Source organism: Bradyrhizobium sp. USDA 4451 (genome assembly GCF_054822585.1).
Genome location: NZ_JBTRCH010000001.1, coordinates 2686127 through 2703267, shown reverse-complemented (window position 1 = coordinate 2703267; position 17141 = coordinate 2686127). Strand labels below are relative to the sequence as shown.

The following is a 17141-nucleotide window of genomic DNA, read 5'->3' as shown; positions in this document are numbered from 1 at the left end:
GCAAAAGGGGGTATGCCATCCGGCAATCCTCTTCACCGACCAGGGACGAACCATGCCAAACCTGCCCGCGCAAATGACCGTCGTCGCCATCAGCAAGCCCGGTGGCCCGGAGGTGCTGGTGCCCGAGACCCGCGCGGTGCCGGTGCCGAAGGCCGGCGAGATCCTGGTCAAGGTCGCGGCCGCCGGCGTCAATCGCCCCGATGTCGCGCAGCGCTCCGGCTCCTATCCGCCGCCGCCCGGCGCGAGCGACCTGCCCGGTCTCGAGATCGCAGGCGAAGTGGTCGCGCTCGGCGAAGGCGCCAAGCACGGGATCGGCGACAAGGTGATGTCGCTGGTCGCCGGCGGCGGCTACGCGCAATATTGCATCGCGCAGGACGCGCAGGCCATGACCGTGCCGGCCTCACTGACGATGCAGGAAGCCGGCGCGATCCCGGAAACGCTGATGACGGTGTGGCACAACGTGTTCGAGCGCGGCGCGCTGCAAGCCGGCGAGACATTGCTGATCCACGGCGGCTCCTCGGGCATCGGCACGATGGCGATCCAGCTTGCCAAGGCGTTCGGCGCCAAGGTGATCGTCACCGTCGGCTCGCAGGACAAGGCCGATGCCTGCCTCAAGCTCGGCGCCGATCACGCCGTGAACTACAAGACTGAGGATTTCGTCGAGGCGGTGAAGAAGGCCACCGACGGTGCCGGCGCCAATGTGATCCTCGACATGGTCGGCGGCGACTATATCGACCGCAACTACGATGCCGCCGCGGTCGAGGGCCGCATCGTCCAGATCGCGTTCCTGTCGGGAACACCGAAGGCGTCAGCCAATTTCGCCAAGCTGATGGTGAAGCGGCTGCACCACACCGGCTCGACCTTGCGCCCCCGTAGTAATGCGGACAAGGCGGCGATGGTCGCGGCGATCGAGGCCAAGGTGCTGCCATTGCTGCGCGACGGCCGCGTCAAACCGCTGATGGACAGCACATTCCCGCTGGAAAAGGCCGCCGACGCGCACCGCCGCATGGAGACCAGCGAACATATTGGCAAAATTGTGTTGGTGGTTTAACTCTCGCAGCGGATGGAAGGGCGGAAACCCTTTGATTCCCTTCGCTTTCGTGTCATTTATCGCGCCACCTCCGGGCCGGTCGCCGGGCCCGGGCAGTTTGTCGATCGCGGAGTACTGACATTGCGTCTGATCAGGTGCCTTGCGCTGCTGGCGCTGGGCCTCATGATGTTTGCTGCTGCGCCTGCCGCGTATGCGATCGACGCGGTCAGCGTGCGCAGCGATGCACCGGCGATCGACCTCACCGCGGTGCTCGACCATCAGCGCAGTGAAACCGACCGCATCCAGGTCTCGACCGCTCCCGGAACCGACGGCATCGTGCGCCGCATCGAGGTGCGCGCGCGCGAAGGCGGCCAGAACTGGGTGGTGTTCGCGCTCGCCAACAACACCGACGACCAGCTCGACCGCCTGATCGTCGCGCCGCATTATCGCATCGTGTCGTCGGGCCTGCTGTGGCCCGACCTCGGCCTGTCGCGCATCGCCACCATCACGCCGTCGGTCGGCGATCGTCCGGAGCGGCAGGAGAGTCCGACCGCCGACGTGTTCCGCATCACGCTCGATCCCGGGGCCGTCGTCACCTATGTCGCGGAGCTGCGCACCGACAAGCTGCCGCAGCTCTATCTGTGGGAACCCGACGCCTACAAGGACAAGGTCAACTCGTTCACGCTGTACCAGGGCATCGTGATCGGCATCTCGGGCCTGCTCGCGCTGGTGCTCACGATTTTGTTTGTGGTCAAGGGCAGCATCATGTTCCCGGCCGCCGCGGCGCTGGCCTGGGCGGTGCTGGTCTATATCGGCGTCGACTTCGGGTTCTGGGGCAAGGTACTCGACATGTCGAACAACGCCGAGCGCGTCTGGCGCGCGGCGGGCGAGGCGATCCTCGCGGCGACGCTGCTGGTGTTCCTGTTCGCCTATCTCAACCTCAGCCGATGGCACGTGCGCTACTCGCACATCACGATCGGCTGGCTGGTGTTCCTCGGCTCGCTGGTGGCGCTGGCGCTGTTCGATCCCGCGGTCGCCTCCGGCATCGCGCGGATGTCGCTGGTCATGATCGCCTTCGCCGGCTTCGCGCTGATCGTCTATCTCTCGACCCATGGCTTCGACCGCGCGGTGCTGCTGATCCCGACCTGGTTCCTGCTGGTGGTCTGGGTGGTCGCGGCCGGCATGACGGTCGCGGGCTCCGTCACCAACGACATCGTCGGCCCGGCGCTGCTCGGCGGCCTGGTGCTGATCGTGATGCTGATCGGATTTACTGTCATGCAGCACGCCTTCGCCGGCGGCGGCGCCACCACCGGCGTGGTCTCCGATGTCGAGCGCCGCGCACTGGCGCTGACCGGCTCCGGCGACCTGATCTGGGACTGGGACGTCTCCGCCGACAAGGTGTTCACCAGCCCGGAGACCGAAGCCCTGCTCGGGCTGAAGCGCGGCACGCTGGAAGGCCCGGCGGCGAAATGGCTCGAGGTGCTGCACCCGCTCGATCAGGACCGCTTCCGCGCCGCGCTCGACAGCGTGCTCGACCAGCGCCGCGGCCGCCTGGTGCAGGATTTCCGGCTGCGCACGCCCGACGGCCATTTCATGTGGTTCGCGCTGAAGGCGCGCCCGGTGGTCGGCTCCGACGGCGAGGTCTCGCGCGTGGTCGGCACCCTGACCGACGTCACCGAGTTCAAGAATTCCGAAGAGCGGATGCTGCATGACTCGGTGCACGACAACCTGACCGGCCTGCCCAACCGCAAGCTGTTCATGGATCGCCTCAGCGCGGTGGCGAACCTCGCCAAGACCATGCCGAACCTGCGGCCGACCCTGATGGTGATCGACCTCGACCGCTTCAAGCAGGTCAACGATTCCGTCGGCATCGCGGTCGGCGACTCCATCCTGCTGACGCTGGCGCGCCGGCTGACCCGCATCCTCAAGCCGCAGGACACGCTGGCCCGGATGGCCGGCGACCAGTTCGGCCTGATCCTGTTGTCCGAGCAGGACCCGGCGCGGATCACCAATTTCGCCGAGACCATCCGCAAGACCATCCGCGCCCCGATCGCCTTCAACGACCGCGAGATCTTCCTGACCGCCTCGATCGGCCTTGCGCTGTCAGACCCGGCGGCGCCGCTGACCGACGAGATCATCAAGGACGCCGAGCTTGCGATGTATCACTCGAAGCGGATCGGCGGCGACCGCATCGACGTCTACAAGCCGGCGATGCGGGCACGCAAGACCGACCGCCTGACCCTGGAAAGCGACCTGCGCCGTGCCATCGAGCGCCAGGAGATCACGATCCTGTACCAGCCGATCGTGCGGCTGGAGGATCGCGCGATCGCCGGCTTCGAGGCCTTGGCGCGCTGGGATCATCCGAAGCTCGGCCGGATGTCGCCGTCGGAATTCATCACCGTCGCCGAGGAGACCGGCCTGATCGTCGATCTCGGCATGTTCGTGATGGACCAGACCGCGCGCCAGCTCGCGGTGTGGCAGCGCGCGATGCGCGCCCGCGAGCCGATCTTCGCCTCGGTCAACGTCTCCTCGCGGCAGTTGCTGCGCCACGATCTGATCCACGACATCCGCACCGTGCTGTCGCGCTCCTCGGTGGCGCGCGGCACGCTGAAGCTGGAGCTGACGGAATCGCTGGTCATGGAGAACCCGGAGCACGCCGCCCAGATGCTGGCGCGAATCCGCGAGCTCGGCACCGGGCTGTCGCTCGACGATTTCGGCACCGGGCACTCCTCGCTGTCCTATCTGCAGCGCTTCCCGTTCGACACCATCAAGATCGACCAGTCCTTTGTCCGCACCACCAGCCGCGGCACCCGCCCGGTGATCCTGAAATCGATCATCGCGCTGGCGCACGATCTCGGCATGGACGTGGTCGCGGAAGGTGCCGAGACCGATTCGGATGCCGTCGAGCTCTACCAGCTCGGCTGCGAATACGCGCAGGGCTTCGCCTTCGGCGAGCCGATGGACGCCGACGCCGCCACGCGGCTGCTCACCGAGGAACGGCTGGAAGCCGCGAGTTAGGCGGGGGCCGGGGGCACTCTGCCTGCCCCGCTCACGAATGTCATGCTCCGCGAAAGCGGAGTATCCAGTACGCCGCGGCTTATCCGTATCACTCTGACGTCTCTGGAATACTGGATCGCCCGCTTTCGCGGACGATGACGACCTGGAGTGTTGCCTCTTCTAGCGCGGCTTGGGCATGCGCTTGAACTTGACGCTCTTGCCGTCGGCCTGGCGGGTGGCGATGTAGCCGGCCTCGAGGCAGGCTTCGCGCTGCGGCATCTTCTCCTGCGGGCTGCGCAGGGTTTCCCACCACGACGCCCGTTGCGCGGCGCGCGGCAGCGCCGCGTCGATGATCTCCTCGATCTGCTCGAAGGTCAGCACGAACTCGGGAAGATGCTGCTTCTTCAGGTAGTCCCGCAGTGGGTCGTAGTCGTTCACGTCGTCCTCAAGGCTCAGGATTCCGGCAACCACCCGTTAACCCATTCGGCGGCCGCTGTCGCCATTTAAGGCGACGACAAGATTTCCCGATGCATGACGGCGCATTGGAGCTGAAAATGCCATTTCGACGGGGAAACGAGGCTAAGCGGCGCTGGCGGCTATCGGCAAAGCTGCTGATCGCGGCGTCGATTGCCACCGTGCTCGGCTTCTCCGCGGTCTGCGCCGGCGTGATGTTCGACATGCGCCGCGGCGAGGAGGAACTGGCGCGCCGGACCCTGGAGAATCTGGCCTCAGGCATCGAGGCCGACATCAGCCGCAACATCGAGCTCTACGATCTGTCGCTGCGCGCGGTCGCCAGCAATCTGGAGATGCCGGAGATCCGCAACGTCAGCAAGGAACTGCGCCAGCTGATCCTGTTCGATCACGCCGCGACCGCGCAGCATTTCGGCGCGATCCAGGTGTTCGATGCGGAAGGCAACCTCACCATCGACGCCGCGAGCCTCGACCCGCGCCCGGAGAACCGCAGCGACGAGCAGTATTTCACCATCCAGCGCGACCATCCGGACACCGGCCTCTATGTCAGCCGGCCGATGCTGCATCGGGGCGCCTACGCCATCGTGCTGAGCCGGCGCATCTCCGCCGACGACGGCCGCTTCCTCGGCGTCGTGGTCGGCTCGATCCGCTTCAGCTATTTCCACGATCTGTTCGGACGGCTGAACCTGGTGCCCGGCGACACCATCACCGTGCTGCGCAACGACCGCACCATCATCATGCGCACGCCGTTCGATCTCGACGTGATCGGCAAGAACCTCGCGGAGCAATCGGACTGGAAGGCCGACAATCTGAAGGTCGGCGGCGCCTTCTCCGGCAAGGGTCCGGTCGATGATACGCCGCGGCTCTATGTCCGGCGCAGCAGCTCCGGGCCGCTTTATGTGGTGGTCGGCAAGCCGCTGGAAGCGGTGTTCAACCTCTGGCGCACCGAGGCGATCCGCATCGGCGCGATCATGGCCGTCCTGATCCTGTTCGTGCTCAGCGCGACGCTGGTGCTCGCCCGCGAGATCGTCCGCCGCGCCGACGCCGAGGACAAGCTCGAGGAGATGGCGACGACCGACGCCCTCACCGGCCTGAAGAACCGGCGCAAATTCGATGCCGAGATCGAGCGCGAATGGCGCCGTGCCGGCCGCTACGGCCAGCCGGTCGCGCTGCTGATGATCGATGCCGATCATTTCAAGGCCTATAACGACACCTACGGCCATCAGGCCGGCGACCAGGTGCTGGTCGGGATCGCGATCTGCATTTCGGACGCGGTGCGCCGCGCCGGCGATTGCCCGGCGCGCTTCGGAGGCGAGGAATTCGCCGTGCTGCTGCCCAACATGACCGCGCTCGAAGCCTTCAAGCTGGCCGAGACCATCCGCGGCAAGGTGCAGCAATGGTGCGAGGGCGAGCTCAGCACGACGGTGAGCATCGGCGTCGCCAGCATGCGACCGGCCGCAGGCCAGCCATGGGCCGACCTGATCGAAGCCGCCGACAAAGCGCTCTACGCCGCCAAGGCCAACGGCCGCAACCAGTCGGCGCTGGCCACCGTGCCGAAGATCGCGCTGGTGGCGTGAGGGCAGTCGCGTTAGTCGCGCAACTCTCACCGCATCATCGTCCCCGCAAAGCAATCAAATCCGTCATCCTGAGGTGCGAGCGGAGCGAGCCTCGAAGGATGCACGGCCACCGGCCGGGCCGTTCATCCTTCGAGACGCCGCTTCGCGGCTCCTCAGGATGACGGTGGCGGACATCAGCGTGTCACCCTAAGTCGCATCAGCAAGCTGAGCGCGTAGCAGCGGCTGCCGCCAACTCAGCCGCGCCGCTTCTTCTTCGGCTTCTTGCCGAACTTCGGCTTCGCCGTCGACACGTCCGGCCATTGCGTGTGCCCGGCGTAGCCGGACTTGCTGCGATGCTTCTTCTTGCCGAACCTGGGCTCGCCGTCGATCTTGACGCTCGTTTCGCGGTCCGGCTTGCCGCGCCGCTTGGCGGCCGCGTGATTACGCGGCTCGTCGCTGCGCGGTGCGCGGTGCCCGCCATCGTCCTGATCACGCCAGGGCTCGTGCCTCGGCTTGCGGGCCGGCTTCTCCGCGTGCGTCTCCCGCTGCGGAGCCTCCGCCAGCGGCTCGATGCGGATGCTGTCTTCCTTGTCCGGACGCTTGATCTTGACGGAGAATGAGTCTGCGACCCGCGCGGCGATCTCGAACTCGGTGGTGGTGTCCATGATCTTGATGGCGCCGATGTCCCGCTTGTCGATGCCGCCGCGGCGGCAGATCATCGGCAGCAGCCAGCGCGCTTCGGCATTCTTCCTCCGCCCGATCGCGGCGCGGAACCAGACGGTCGCCTCCTCCATGCCGTGGCGCGGAGACTTCCCGGCCTTCGCGCGCGGCCCGGCGGCACGCTCCTCGCGGCGCGCGGCGCGATCGCCGCGGTCGCGGCCGCGGGCTTCACCGGGATCGAGAATGTCTTCGGGCGCCGGCAGCCGTGCGCGATAGAGCCGGGCCAGCGCCGCGGCGATCGCCTCGGGCGAGCGTTCGGCGAGCAAGGCCTGCGCCAGCGCCAGATCGTCCGGAGTCGCCTCCTCGGAGAACACGGCGTCTTTCAGCAAGCGATCATGGTCGAGCTTGCGGATCTCGTCCGCCTGCGGAGCGGTGCCCCAGACGATATCGATGCCGGCGAGATCGAGCAGCAACTCGGCGCGCCGCCGCCGGGCGGGCGGCACCAACAGGATGCTGACACCCTTGCGGCCGGCGCGGCCGGTGCGGCCCGAGCGATGCTGCATCACCTCCGGATCTTTCGGCAGGTCGGCGTGAATGACGAGATCGAGGCTCGGCAGATCGATGCCGCGCGCCGCCACGTCGGTCGCGACGCAAACCCTGGACCGACCGTCGCGCAAGGCCTGCAACGCCTGGGTCCGCTCGTTCTGGGTCATCTCACCCGACAGCGCGGCGACGGAAAACCCGCGCTCCAGCAGCGCCGCCTGCAAATGCCTGACGGCTTCGCGGGTGTTGCAGAACACCAGCGCGCTCGGCGCCTCATGGAAGCGCAGCACGTTGACGACCGCGTGCTCGACGTCGTCGGCGGCCACCCGGATGGCGCGGTACTCGATGTCGGCATGGCCGCCTTCGTCGCCCGCGACCTCGATCCGGAACGCCTGCTGCTGGTACTGCTTGGCCAGTGCGACGATGCCGCGCGGGAACGTCGCCGAGAACAACAGCGTGCGGCGGCTGTCCGGCGTGGTTTCGAGGATGAATTCCATGTCCTCGCGGAAGCCGAGATTGAGCATCTCATCGGCCTCGTCGAGCACGACGACGCGCAATCCCGAGATATCGAGGCGGCCGCGCCGCAAATGGTCGCACAGCCGGCCGGGCGTCCCGACCACGATGTGAGCGCCCGCGGCCAGCTCGCGCTGCTCGCGGCGCGGGTCCATGCCGCCGACGCAGGAGACCACGCGGGCATCGGCATGTTCATAGAGCCACGCAAGCTCGCGCTGCACCTGCAAGGCGAGCTCGCGCGTCGGCGCCACGATCAACGCCAGCGGTGCGGCGGCCTGCTCGAACCGCTCGGCGTCGCCGAGCAGGTCCTTGGCCATGGCCAATCCATAAGCAACGGTCTTGCCCGAGCCGGTCTGGGCCGAGACCAGCAGGTCACGGCCGACGGCATCCTCCGCCAGCACGGCGAGCTGGACAGGGGTCGGTTGTTCGTAGTTGCGCTCAGCCAAGGCGCGGGCGAGCGGCGAACTGGTGGTCGGAAAGGGCACGAGATGGGAAACCTTGATTGGTCCGGGCGCAGAACGTCGAGCGGGACGACTTGAAGCTGCGACCCCGGCAAGCGGCACAGCCGCATGACGATTTGGCGTGCTTTACGCCAAGACCGGCCAAATCGCCATGCCTCCGTGGCAGAAAAGGCGCCGCGGATCAGGCCGGCTGTCCGATCGGGGCCCGGCTTCCGGCAATCCGGTCCATCAGTCCGGACAATCGCGATGGACGCGGGCCGGCGGCGGCGATCAGGCCGCCTGCTCCGCGCAGCGCGCCCGGCACCAACTCGCAGGCCAGCAGCCGCTCGCGTTGATACGGCCCGGGCATGCGGAGCGCGCCGGTTGTCGCAGCCGAGAAGCCGAAACGGCCGTAATAGGCGGCATCGCCGACCAGGATGACGGCGCGGTGGCCCAGCAGTTGCGCACGCGCCAGCGCCTGTCGCATCAGCGCGGCGCCGATGCCCAGACGTCGGGCATCCTCGGCGACGGCCAGCGGGCCGAGCAGCAGGCAGGTGTGACCGGTCGCGGTCATGACCGGCCACAGCCGTAACGTGCCGACCAGGCGGCCGCCACGGCGCGCGACAAACGCGAGGCCGCGCGCAGGTTTGCGGCCCTCGCGCAGCCGCTCCGAGGTCTTGGCGAAACGGCCAGGACCGAATGCAGCGTCGAGCAGACTGTCTCGCGCCGCCACGTCCGAACGGCGTTCCCTGCGGATCGCAACCGGCTTGTCGTTCGGAGAACCAGATGAGGACATCACGCAACCCTCGCCAGATAGATGAAGACCTCGTCAAGGTCCCGGCACCTGAAGCGCTCGGCCAACTCCTGCGGACGCCCCATCGCAACGACGCGGCCATGGCTCATGATCACGACGAAGTCGCAGAGCTGCTCGACCTCGGTCATGTTGTGCGAGGACAGCAGGATGGTGGCGCCGCGGCGCTTCTGATAGGCGCGCAACCGGCTGCGCACCCATTCGGCGCGGTCGGGATCGAGCGATGCCGTCGGCTCGTCGAGCAGCAGCACGTCGGGATCGTTGATCAGCGCCTTGGCCACGGCGACGCGGGTCTTCTGCCCAGCGGAGAGCCGCCCGGTGACCCGGTCGAGCACGTCGCCGAGTTCGAAATCCTCGATCAGCTGCTCGATCCGGGCCTTCAGATTGGCGACGCCATAGAGCCGGCCGAACACCGTCAGGTTCTGTCGCACGGTGAGCCGGCCCGGCAGCGCGACATAGGGGCTCTCGAAATTCATCCGGCTGAGCACCTTGTGACGCTCGGTCGCCATGTCGTGGCCCAGCACCATGGCGCGGCCGAAGCTCGGCACCACGAGGCCCATGATCATGGAGATCGTGGTGGTCTTGCCGGCGCCGTTGCCGCCGAGCAGGCCGACGGTCCAGCCCTTCGGCACGATGAAGTTGACGTCGTCGACCGCCCAATGGGTACGGTACTTCTTGCAGAGATCCTCGACGGCGATGGCTGGCGTGTCATCGAGGTTGGGCCGGTCCGAGTTACCCTGCGCGGGCGTAGCGTTTGCCAAAACTGGCGTCAGATGTCCGCGGGGCAGGAAGCGTTCGATGCGGCTCATGGATCTCTCCCCTTACTCGCCCATGGTGAGCAGGCCGCCCTTGTGGCGGGCGCTGTGCAGCAGGGCGACGAATGTGGTGAAGCCAATGCCGAGATAGACGGCATTGAGCGCGAGGCATTCGAGCATCAGATCGGTGCGGAAGGTGCCGTCGAGCAGCACGGCGCGCATGCCCTCGAACACATAGGTCGGCGTCAACGACCAGGCGACCGGATGCAGCCAGAGCGGCAGCGCCGCGACCGGATAGTAGACGCAGCACAAGGGCAGCAGCACGATCATGATCGAATAGGCAAGGCTCTCGGCGCCAAAACCTTGCCGGATCACGAGGCCGGCGACGACGAGCCCGATCGCCCAGCTGGTCAGCACGAGATTGAGGAAAAACGCGATCAGCCCCGGCCCCATCGCAGTGACGTTGAAGCCGAACAGCAACCAGGTCAGCAGCAGCACCGGCAGCGTGCCGATCACCAGCCGCATCAGGCTCATCAGCATCAGCGAGGCCGCAAGCTCGGACGGCTGCAACGGGCTCATCATCAGGTTGGCGAGATTGCGCGACCAGATCTCCTCCAGGAAGGTGAAGGTGAAGCCGAGCTGGCCGCGAAACAGCACGTCCCAGAGCAGGACGGCGCCGAGCAAGAGGCCGGCGGTGGAGGCCATCGCCGACTTGCTGTCATAGAGGTAGGTGTAGAGGAAACCCCACACCAGCATCTGCATCGCCGGCCAGTAGACGATCTCGAGCAGCCGCAGCCATGACGAGCGCAGGATGTAGTAATAACGCGCCGTCATGGCGGCGATGCGATTCAGTGACTGTGTCATGGCACGCACCCTATTTGCTGCGATCAATCGAACTCGCGGCGGATCGGGCGGCGCTTGCCGACCTTGGGCGGAAACGCCAGCAGCGCGTGAGCCTGCACCCGGACCGGATGCTCGAGGCAGGCCTTGAGCAGATCCTCCAGATGCGCGACCGAGCCGTGCAACCGGCCCAGCGGCGTATCCTGGCCGAGCACGACGCGCGCCTCGACCAGGTCGACGCCGCGCTGCACGATCTCGAACTGCGCCAGGTGCAGGTTGCAGTCGAACATCCAGCGATAGGTCGCATCGAGGATGCTGCCGGCCGGAACCTTGCGGCCGTCGCGGTTGACGAAGGCGTCGTTGAGCCTGCCGTCGATGCTCGCGATCTGCGACCAGTTGATATCGGACGGCGCGGGGTTGACCGGCTGGGTGATGTAGTCGCCCTGCACGTAGCGAATGAACGGCATCGCCTCGTTGAGCAGGTTGGTGATCACGCCGACGCCGGACTGCCCGGCAGCCTGCGGCTGCATCGTGACGGGATCGAGCACGTCGAGGTGCACGGTGTCCTCGCAGACGTGATACTGGCCGTTGGGCATTTCGAGCGCGATCCGCGTCGCCTCCTCGGAGGAATATTCGTCGAGCACGGGCACGCCGAGCTGGCGCGACCATTCCTGGCGGGCAGCCCGCGAGGAATATTCCGAATGCGTCACCGCGAGATTGAGCGAGGAGCGGAACTCGTCGACATGCGGCATCAGCGCATCGAGGCTCGACGGATAGAGCGACAGGATCTTCGGCCCGAGATAGCGCAGATGCTGGGCGACGCGCGCCGGCGGGATCAGGTTCGAGATGAAGGCGGTCGGATAATCACCGCCGATCGAATCGAACCACCACGGCACGGTGTAGACATGGGCGAGCAGGTCTTCGGCCCGGTAGTTGCCGCCACTCTGCATCGCGAACTGGCGGACGCCCTGGATGGTGTCGGTGATCACGGCGTCGTAGTCGACGCGGATCAAGAGGGTCTGGCCCGACGAGCCCGACGAGCGGGTCGGAAACAGGTTTTCCGGCTTGTACTTCCTGTTGACGCACCGGTCCGGAAACGCCGCGACCAGCTCGGGCTTGGTGATGACCGGGATCTTCTGGATGTCGTCGTAGTCGCGCAGATGCTCCGGCTTGAAGCCGGCCGCATCGTACTTGGCGCGGTAGACCGGGATGTCGCGATAGGCGAGCTCGACCAGTTGCTTGATGCGGGCGAATTGCCGCGCGCGGATGTCCGATACCGGCAGATAGGGATGCCGCATGCATTCGCCGAGATAGTTCGCGGTCGCGGCGACCAGCTCGGGCGCGGCATCGTCGGACGGCTGGAAATCCGGCCGGGTGTGCTCGGTCTCCCAGAATTGGCGCTGCGGCACGCTGGTGCTATCGACCGCGGCGGGCACCAGGGACGCGGCGGCCTGATCGTGCTCCGGCACCGGAGCAAGGCTGTCATCGGAAGTGCTGATTGCAAGCGTGGACGTCATCTTCAGCTCCATGATTGACGGGAGGACCGCCCGTTTCATGGCGCTATCAATGGCGTGCGGCGTGCGTGGCTGCCGTGACTGGCGTCACACGGTGCTCCAGCCGCATCGGAAGCATCGCAGCCGGGTTAGCTAACTTACTGCGTCACGAGTCTGCCTCCGCCGTCATTGCGAGGAGCGATAGCGACGAAGCAATCCATCCAACCGCATTCGCGGACAGATGGATTGCTTCGCTTCGCTCGCAATGACGACTGGAATCGTTCGCAGTCTCGCAGGACCGGCGGGAAAGACGCTTGTAACGCAGTAAGACTAACCCGCCCGACAGAACTGACCCGAACCGGCCAACGTCACTTCGCCTTCAGTGCTTTCTCGTGGCTCTCGAGCGCCGACGCCATCAGCTTCGGCAATTGCGCGGCATAGACCTCGATGAAGGTCGCGTCACCGCAGGCCTCCGGATCGCGCGCGGCCTGCTCGGCTACACGCGCGGCCTTGGCCTCGCATTTCGCGAACATGTGCCAGAACCAGTCCGGGCTCTTGCCGAGCGCCGGCTTGTTCTTCTTGATGACGGCGGCGCCGACCGCGCTCATCGCGCTGACGACGCCGGCGCCCAGCGTGCTGATGGCATGCGCGTTAAGGATATCCTCGCGCCCCTGCGCGGTGGCGTTGGTCGCGGTCGTTCTTGCCGTCGTTCTTGCCTTGGCCGGCATGCTCAAGCTCCTTGTCGATCCCTGGTCGGTCCTTTGGGCGGGCGAAGCATCGGCTGCGGAAGTTGAGGAAGGCTCAAGGGGCATGGTTGAAAACCGCTATGGATTTCATTCCGGTTTTAGGCGCTTCCGAGCGATCGGGCGCGGAGGGATTTTTGAGTTCCCTCCGGCGTGTAATGCGTCAACGACCGTTACCCTTTGGCGTCATAGCGGCCCGTTTGCTCGGGTTTGGCTTCTTTGCTTGAGCATGATCTTTTCGGAAAACCGCTTCGCACGTTTCCGGATCATGCTCCCCTGTCCTTGATCCGGCTGCGGTGCGCGGCCTGCTTGGCGCGGTTGCCGCAGATCGCCATGCTGCACCAGCGGCGCGCACGCGCCCTTGTGTGATCGGCGAACATCAAAGTGCAGGCCGGGCCCTCGCACGCCTTGATGTCGGAAAAGCTTTCCTCGCAGACGACTTTGGCCATCGCTTCGCCGATCGGCACCAGCAATGTTTCCGCCGAGCGCCAGCGCCGCGTCTGCTCCAGCGCGAAGCCGTCGTGATCGTCGTGACGATGCGGCACGATTCGGCTGAACGCCTGATCGCTCTCGAGCAGCCGGTTCAGCGCCTCCAATTCCTTCAATGCCCGGGGCGCGAGTGGCTTGCCCATATGCTTGCGCACGAAGCCGCGGAACCATTCACGCAGGTCTCGCGCCTGGCCGGCGACATCATCGAGTTCGCCCGGCTTCGCGCGGGCCTTGAGCGCGTCGAGCACATCCGACGGCACCAATTTCGCCTGCGCGAGCCAACGCAACAGGCCATTACCGTCGGCGATCCAGTCCACCGGCGTGTCGACCGGGGTCGCGATCGAATTGATGAAATCGAGACCCAAACTATCGGCGATGAACATCGCGGGTGGGTGGGGTTGCACGGCTGGACCTCCTGGCGGCCTTTTTTATCCGATCGGAAATAACCGCCTAATCGCCTCTTGACAAGTTACGCACACTGGATCATGAGTCTAGTAACCTGTCAAATACAATTATACTGGTTACAATAGAGCCGAGGAGCGGACGATGTCGAACAAGGATGTCAGCGTGGTGCTTGCCCACGGCGCGTGGGCCGACGGCTCGAGTTGGGCGCGGGTGATCACGGCGCTCGACGCCGAAGGCATCACCGCGGTGGCAGCGCCACTGCCGCTGACCTCGCTCGCCGACGATGTCGCTGCGCTGAATCGCACGCTCGACCGCGTCGAGGGACCGGTCGTGCTGGCCGGCCATGCCTATGCCGGCGCCGTGATCGCCGAGAGCCGCGCACCACGCGTCAGGGCGCTGGTCTATGTCGCGGCGCTGGCGCCAGACCAGGGCGAGACCGTCGCCGACGTATTCTACCGCGCACCGCCGCATCCGTTCGCGCCGAAGCTCGCACCCGATGCCAACGGCCTGATCTGGCTGCCCGAGTCCGCCTTCGCATCGGCCTTCGCGCAAGGCGCGCGCGCCGAGGAGCTCGCGGTGCTCGCCGCCGTGCAGCGGCCGATCTCCCCCGCCTGCATCACCGTGCCGGTCGGCCGTCCGCTCTGGAAGGACGTCCCGAGCTGGTTCCTGGTTGCCGAAGAGGACCGGATGATCGCGCCCGAGACCCAGCGCAGCATGGCGGCGCGGATGCAGGCTGTCGTGCGTTCACATCCGGTCGATCACACGCCGATCGTCACGGCGCCGACGCTCGTCACCGACATCATCCGGGAAGCGGTCAGCGCGGTTTCCGCGCAGAGCAAGTCGTAATTCCAAATCCCACCACATCACGGCCACAGGGAGTGACAGATGTCCGAGATCATGTATCGCACCGCCGATGTCGACGGCGTCAAGGTGTTCTATCGCGAAGCCGGCTCACCCGGCGCGCCGAAACTGCTGCTGCTGCACGGCTTCCCGACCGCGGGACACATGTTCCGCGATCTGATTCCGCTTCTCGCGGACAAATTCCACATCGTGGCGCCGGACTTGCCCGGCTTCGGCCTGTCCGACATGCCGCCGCGGGACGCGTTCAGCTACACCTTCGACCGCATCGCCGGCGTGATCGATCGCTTCACCGAGGTGATCGGCTTCGACCGCTACGCGGTCTATGTGTTCGACTACGGCGCGCCGACCGGATTCCGTCTCGCGCTCAAGCATCCGGAGCGGATCGCCGCGATCATCTCGCAGAACGGCAACGCCTATGAAGAAGGCCTCAGCGACGGCTGGAGCCCGATCAAGGCCTATTGGCAGGACCCGTCGCAGGTGAACCGCGATGCGCTGCGCGCCTTCCTGACGCCGGAGACCACGCGCTGGCAGTACACCCACGGCACCTCGGATCCGCAGGCGGTGTCGCCGGACGGACAGAACCTCGACAATTACTACATGGCGCGGCCCGGCGCGCATGACGTGCAGCTCGATCTGTTCGGCGACTACAAGAGCAACGTCGCGCTCTATCCGGCCTTCCAGTCCTACTTCCGTACCCACCAGCCGCCATTCCTCGCGGTGTGGGGCAAGAACGATCCATTCTTCCTGCCGCCGGGGGCGGAAGCGTTCAAGCGCGACAATCCGAACGCCGTCGTCAAGTTCTTCGACACCGGCCACTTCGCGCTGGAGACGCACGCGGCGGAAATCGCGCAGAGTATCCGCGAATTCCTGAGCCGCTGAGTCACCTCGCGCCGCTACGCGCCCGTGACGCGCCAGATCACGTTGCCGACATCGTCGGCGACCAGCAGCGATCCGTCCGGGCCGAGTGCGACGCCGACCGGACGGCCGTACGACACCTTCTCATCGGGTGCGAGGAAGCCCGACAGGATATCGCGCGCCGGCCCTGACGGACGGCCGTTCTCGAACGGCACGAACACCACCTTGTAGCCCGACAGCGTCGAGCGATTCCACGAGCCGTGCTGGCCGATCACCATGCCGTCGGGGAAGCCGGGCAGCGTGCCCCTGGGCATCCAGCACAGGCCGAGCGAAGCAGTGTGGCCGCCGAGCGCGTAGTCCGGCTGGATCGCCCTGGCGACCATCGCCGGATCCTGCGGCACGCGGTCATCGACCGTCTGCCCCCAGTAGCAATAGGGCCAGCCGTAGAAGCCGCCGTCGCGCACCGAGGTCAGATAATCCGGCGGCGTCTCGTCGCCGATGCCGTCGCGCTCGTTGACGACGGTCCACAGCACATTGGTGTTCGGCTCCCATGCGAGCCCGACCGGATTGCGCAGGCCGCCGGCGAAGATGCGGCTGGTGCCGGCGGCGAGATCGAGCTCATAGATCGCGGCACGGCCTTGCTCGACCTCCATGCCGTTCTCCGCGATGTTGCTGAGCGAGCCGACGCCGGCATAGAGCTTCTTGCCGTCGGCGCTCGGCAGCAGGCTGCGCGTCCAGTGCCCGTCGGGCTTGAAGGTGACGAGCTTACGTCCCTCCGCGGTGATGCGATCGGCGGCCCGCGGCGTAGGGAAATGCCACCACGCCGTCGGTGTTGCCGACATAGAAGGTATCGCCGATCAGCGCCATGCCGAACGGCTGGCGCAATCCTTCCATGAAGGCACCGCGGCTTTCGGCGACACCGTCACCGTCGCGATCGCGCAGCAGCGTGATGCGGTTGGCGCTGACGCCGAGCGCTGCGGCGCGGCGCATCGTCGCCTGCATCGCATAATGGAAGACGCTGCGCGGGGTGCCCGCGATCTGCGTCGCCTCGGCGATCAGCACATCGCCGTTCGGCAGCACGTTGATCCAGCGCGGATGATCGAGCCCTGACGCAAACGCGTTAACCTTGAGTCCGGGTGCTGTGGTCGGAAGCTGGCCCTTGTCCCAGCCGCGCGCCGTCGGCATCTTCAGCGTCGGGATCCCGCCCTGCGACTTCGCCGCCGGAATCTGCGGCGCGCTGCCCCAGGCGGGCGCGGGCTGTGCGCCCTGCATCCGCCGCCACGCCACGGCGCCGGCCCCGATCGCCGCGACGACGCGGGCAAAAACTCCAGACGTGCTCATGTACTTCCCCTCTTGGTCGCGCTTTGTGCTTGCGCGTTGTCGGCCGGCAAGCAGCATTGGCATAATGCCGGCCCTGATGACAGTAGTTATACGATCTTCGCAGCCGCACCCGAATCGGGGAGACTGACCGCACGCTCCCTTGTCAGAGCGTTTTCCTCCCTGAGACCTTGCCCGCCCCGGTCGGCGGGCTTCCTTTTCCGAAGCGCCCGGCTTTCCAGGCCCGCGGGCGCAGCCCGCCGCGGCACGTTATAGCCGGAAAAGCATAGCGGGCCTGCTACGCATTCTACCGGGCAGAGCGACGGCGCGGCCCGCGGAACGCAAGCCCCCTCACCAAATCC

13 protein-coding genes and 1 pseudogene are annotated in these 17141 nt (G+C 66.4%); 5 read left to right on the top strand and 9 right to left on the bottom strand.

Annotation, left to right across the window (positions count from 1 at the left end; all coding sequences use genetic code 11):
* Positions 1-52: 52 nt before the first annotated feature.
* Together ACVMB0_RS12475 and ACVMB0_RS12470 are read left to right on the top strand one after the other, a co-directional pair.
* Positions 53-1051, top strand: coding sequence for an NAD(P)H-quinone oxidoreductase (locus ACVMB0_RS12475; protein ID WP_461346415.1), 999 nt, complete (start codon positions 53-55; stop codon positions 1049-1051).
* Positions 1052-1171: 120 nt separating this feature from the next.
* Entirely contained in the window at positions 1172-4048 is a 2877-nt protein-coding gene (locus ACVMB0_RS12470; RefSeq protein WP_461346414.1) for an EAL domain-containing protein, read from the top strand.
* Positions 4049-4207: 159 nt separating this feature from the next.
* Here the strand turns inward: ACVMB0_RS12470 and ACVMB0_RS12465 are convergent, their stop codons facing one another.
* Positions 4208-4465, bottom strand: a complete 258-nt coding sequence (locus ACVMB0_RS12465) for a DUF7662 domain-containing protein (protein ID WP_456750495.1) — start codon at positions 4463-4465, stop codon at positions 4208-4210.
* Between the two features lie 116 nt (positions 4466-4581).
* Between ACVMB0_RS12465 and ACVMB0_RS12460 the strand changes: the two genes are divergently transcribed.
* Positions 4582-6075, top strand: a complete 1494-nt coding sequence (locus tag ACVMB0_RS12460; RefSeq protein ID WP_461346413.1) for a sensor domain-containing diguanylate cyclase — start codon at positions 4582-4584, stop codon at positions 6073-6075.
* 233 nt (positions 6076-6308) lie between these two features.
* Here the strand turns inward: ACVMB0_RS12460 and ACVMB0_RS12455 are convergent, their stop codons facing one another.
* The 7 genes from ACVMB0_RS12455 to ACVMB0_RS12425 all read right to left on the bottom strand — a co-directional run bounded on the left by ACVMB0_RS12455 (position 6309) and on the right by ACVMB0_RS12425 (position 13724).
* Positions 6309-8255 carry a DEAD/DEAH box helicase gene (locus ACVMB0_RS12455; RefSeq protein WP_461346412.1) on the bottom strand — a complete coding sequence of 649 codons (1947 nt, stop codon included), beginning with the start codon at positions 8253-8255 and terminating at the stop codon, positions 6309-6311.
* A gap of 157 nt (positions 8256-8412) precedes the next feature.
* Positions 8413-9006 (bottom strand): GNAT family N-acetyltransferase, encoded by a 594-nt coding sequence (locus tag ACVMB0_RS12450; protein ID WP_461346411.1) that lies wholly within the window; start codon positions 9004-9006, stop codon positions 8413-8415.
* The gene (locus tag ACVMB0_RS12445) at positions 9006-9830 is read right to left on the bottom strand and encodes an ABC transporter ATP-binding protein (RefSeq protein ID WP_461346410.1); all 825 of its coding nucleotides are present in this window, start codon (positions 9828-9830) and stop codon (positions 9006-9008) included. Before ACVMB0_RS12445 ends, ACVMB0_RS12450 begins: the two co-directional genes overlap by 1 nt.
* 12 nt (positions 9831-9842) lie before the next feature.
* Positions 9843-10640, bottom strand: coding sequence for an ABC transporter permease (locus tag ACVMB0_RS12440; protein WP_461346409.1), 798 nt, complete (start codon positions 10638-10640; stop codon positions 9843-9845).
* 23 nt (positions 10641-10663) lie between these two features.
* A complete protein-coding gene (locus ACVMB0_RS12435) occupies positions 10664-12133 on the bottom strand; it encodes a phenylacetate--CoA ligase family protein (protein WP_461346408.1) in 1470 nt (489 codons plus the stop codon).
* Positions 12134-12477: 344 nt separating this feature from the next.
* The gene (locus ACVMB0_RS12430) at positions 12478-12837 is read right to left on the bottom strand and encodes a hypothetical protein (RefSeq protein ID WP_461346407.1); all 360 of its coding nucleotides are present in this window, start codon (positions 12835-12837) and stop codon (positions 12478-12480) included.
* Positions 12838-13118: 281 nt separating this feature from the next.
* A complete protein-coding gene (locus ACVMB0_RS12425) occupies positions 13119-13724 on the bottom strand; it encodes a CGNR zinc finger domain-containing protein (RefSeq protein WP_461349641.1) in 606 nt (201 codons plus the stop codon).
* A 163-nt stretch (positions 13725-13887) separates the two neighbouring features.
* On the opposite strand from ACVMB0_RS12425, the gene ACVMB0_RS12420 reads away from it, so the two are divergent.
* Positions 13888-14592 carry an alpha/beta fold hydrolase gene (locus ACVMB0_RS12420; RefSeq protein ID WP_461346406.1) on the top strand — a complete coding sequence of 235 codons (705 nt, stop codon included), beginning with the start codon at positions 13888-13890 and terminating at the stop codon, positions 14590-14592.
* Between the two features lie 39 nt (positions 14593-14631).
* Complete coding sequence (locus ACVMB0_RS12415) at positions 14632-15486, top strand: alpha/beta fold hydrolase (RefSeq protein WP_461346405.1); 855 nt, start codon at positions 14632-14634, stop codon at positions 15484-15486.
* A gap of 14 nt (positions 15487-15500) precedes the next feature.
* On the opposite strand, the pseudogene ACVMB0_RS12410 reads toward ACVMB0_RS12415, so the two are convergent.
* Positions 15501-16803 (bottom strand): annotated as a pseudogene (locus ACVMB0_RS12410) (PQQ-dependent sugar dehydrogenase).
* Positions 16804-17141: the final 338 nt, after the last annotated feature.

Coding starts and splice junctions, on each gene's coding strand:
- ACVMB0_RS12475 (WP_461346415.1), top strand. CDS start 53: ATGCCAAACCTGCCCGCGCAAATGACCGTCGTCGCCATCAGCAAGCCC.
- ACVMB0_RS12460 (WP_461346413.1), top strand. CDS start 4,582: ATGCCATTTCGACGGGGAAACGAGGCTAAGCGGCGCTGGCGGCTATCG.
- ACVMB0_RS12450 (WP_461346411.1), bottom strand. CDS start 9,006: ATGTCCTCATCTGGTTCTCCGAACGACAAGCCGGTTGCGATCCGCAGG.
- ACVMB0_RS12445 (WP_461346410.1), bottom strand. CDS start 9,830: ATGAGCCGCATCGAACGCTTCCTGCCCCGCGGACATCTGACGCCAGTT.
- ACVMB0_RS12440 (WP_461346409.1), bottom strand. CDS start 10,640: ATGACACAGTCACTGAATCGCATCGCCGCCATGACGGCGCGTTATTAC.
- ACVMB0_RS12435 (WP_461346408.1), bottom strand. CDS start 12,133: ATGACGTCCACGCTTGCAATCAGCACTTCCGATGACAGCCTTGCTCCG.
- ACVMB0_RS12430 (WP_461346407.1), bottom strand. CDS start 12,837: ATGCCGGCCAAGGCAAGAACGACGGCAAGAACGACCGCGACCAACGCC.
- ACVMB0_RS12425 (WP_461349641.1), bottom strand. CDS start 13,724: ATGTTCATCGCCGATAGTTTGGGTCTCGATTTCATCAATTCGATCGCG.
- ACVMB0_RS12420 (WP_461346406.1), top strand. CDS start 13,888: ATGTCGAACAAGGATGTCAGCGTGGTGCTTGCCCACGGCGCGTGGGCC.
- ACVMB0_RS12415 (WP_461346405.1), top strand. CDS start 14,632: ATGTCCGAGATCATGTATCGCACCGCCGATGTCGACGGCGTCAAGGTG.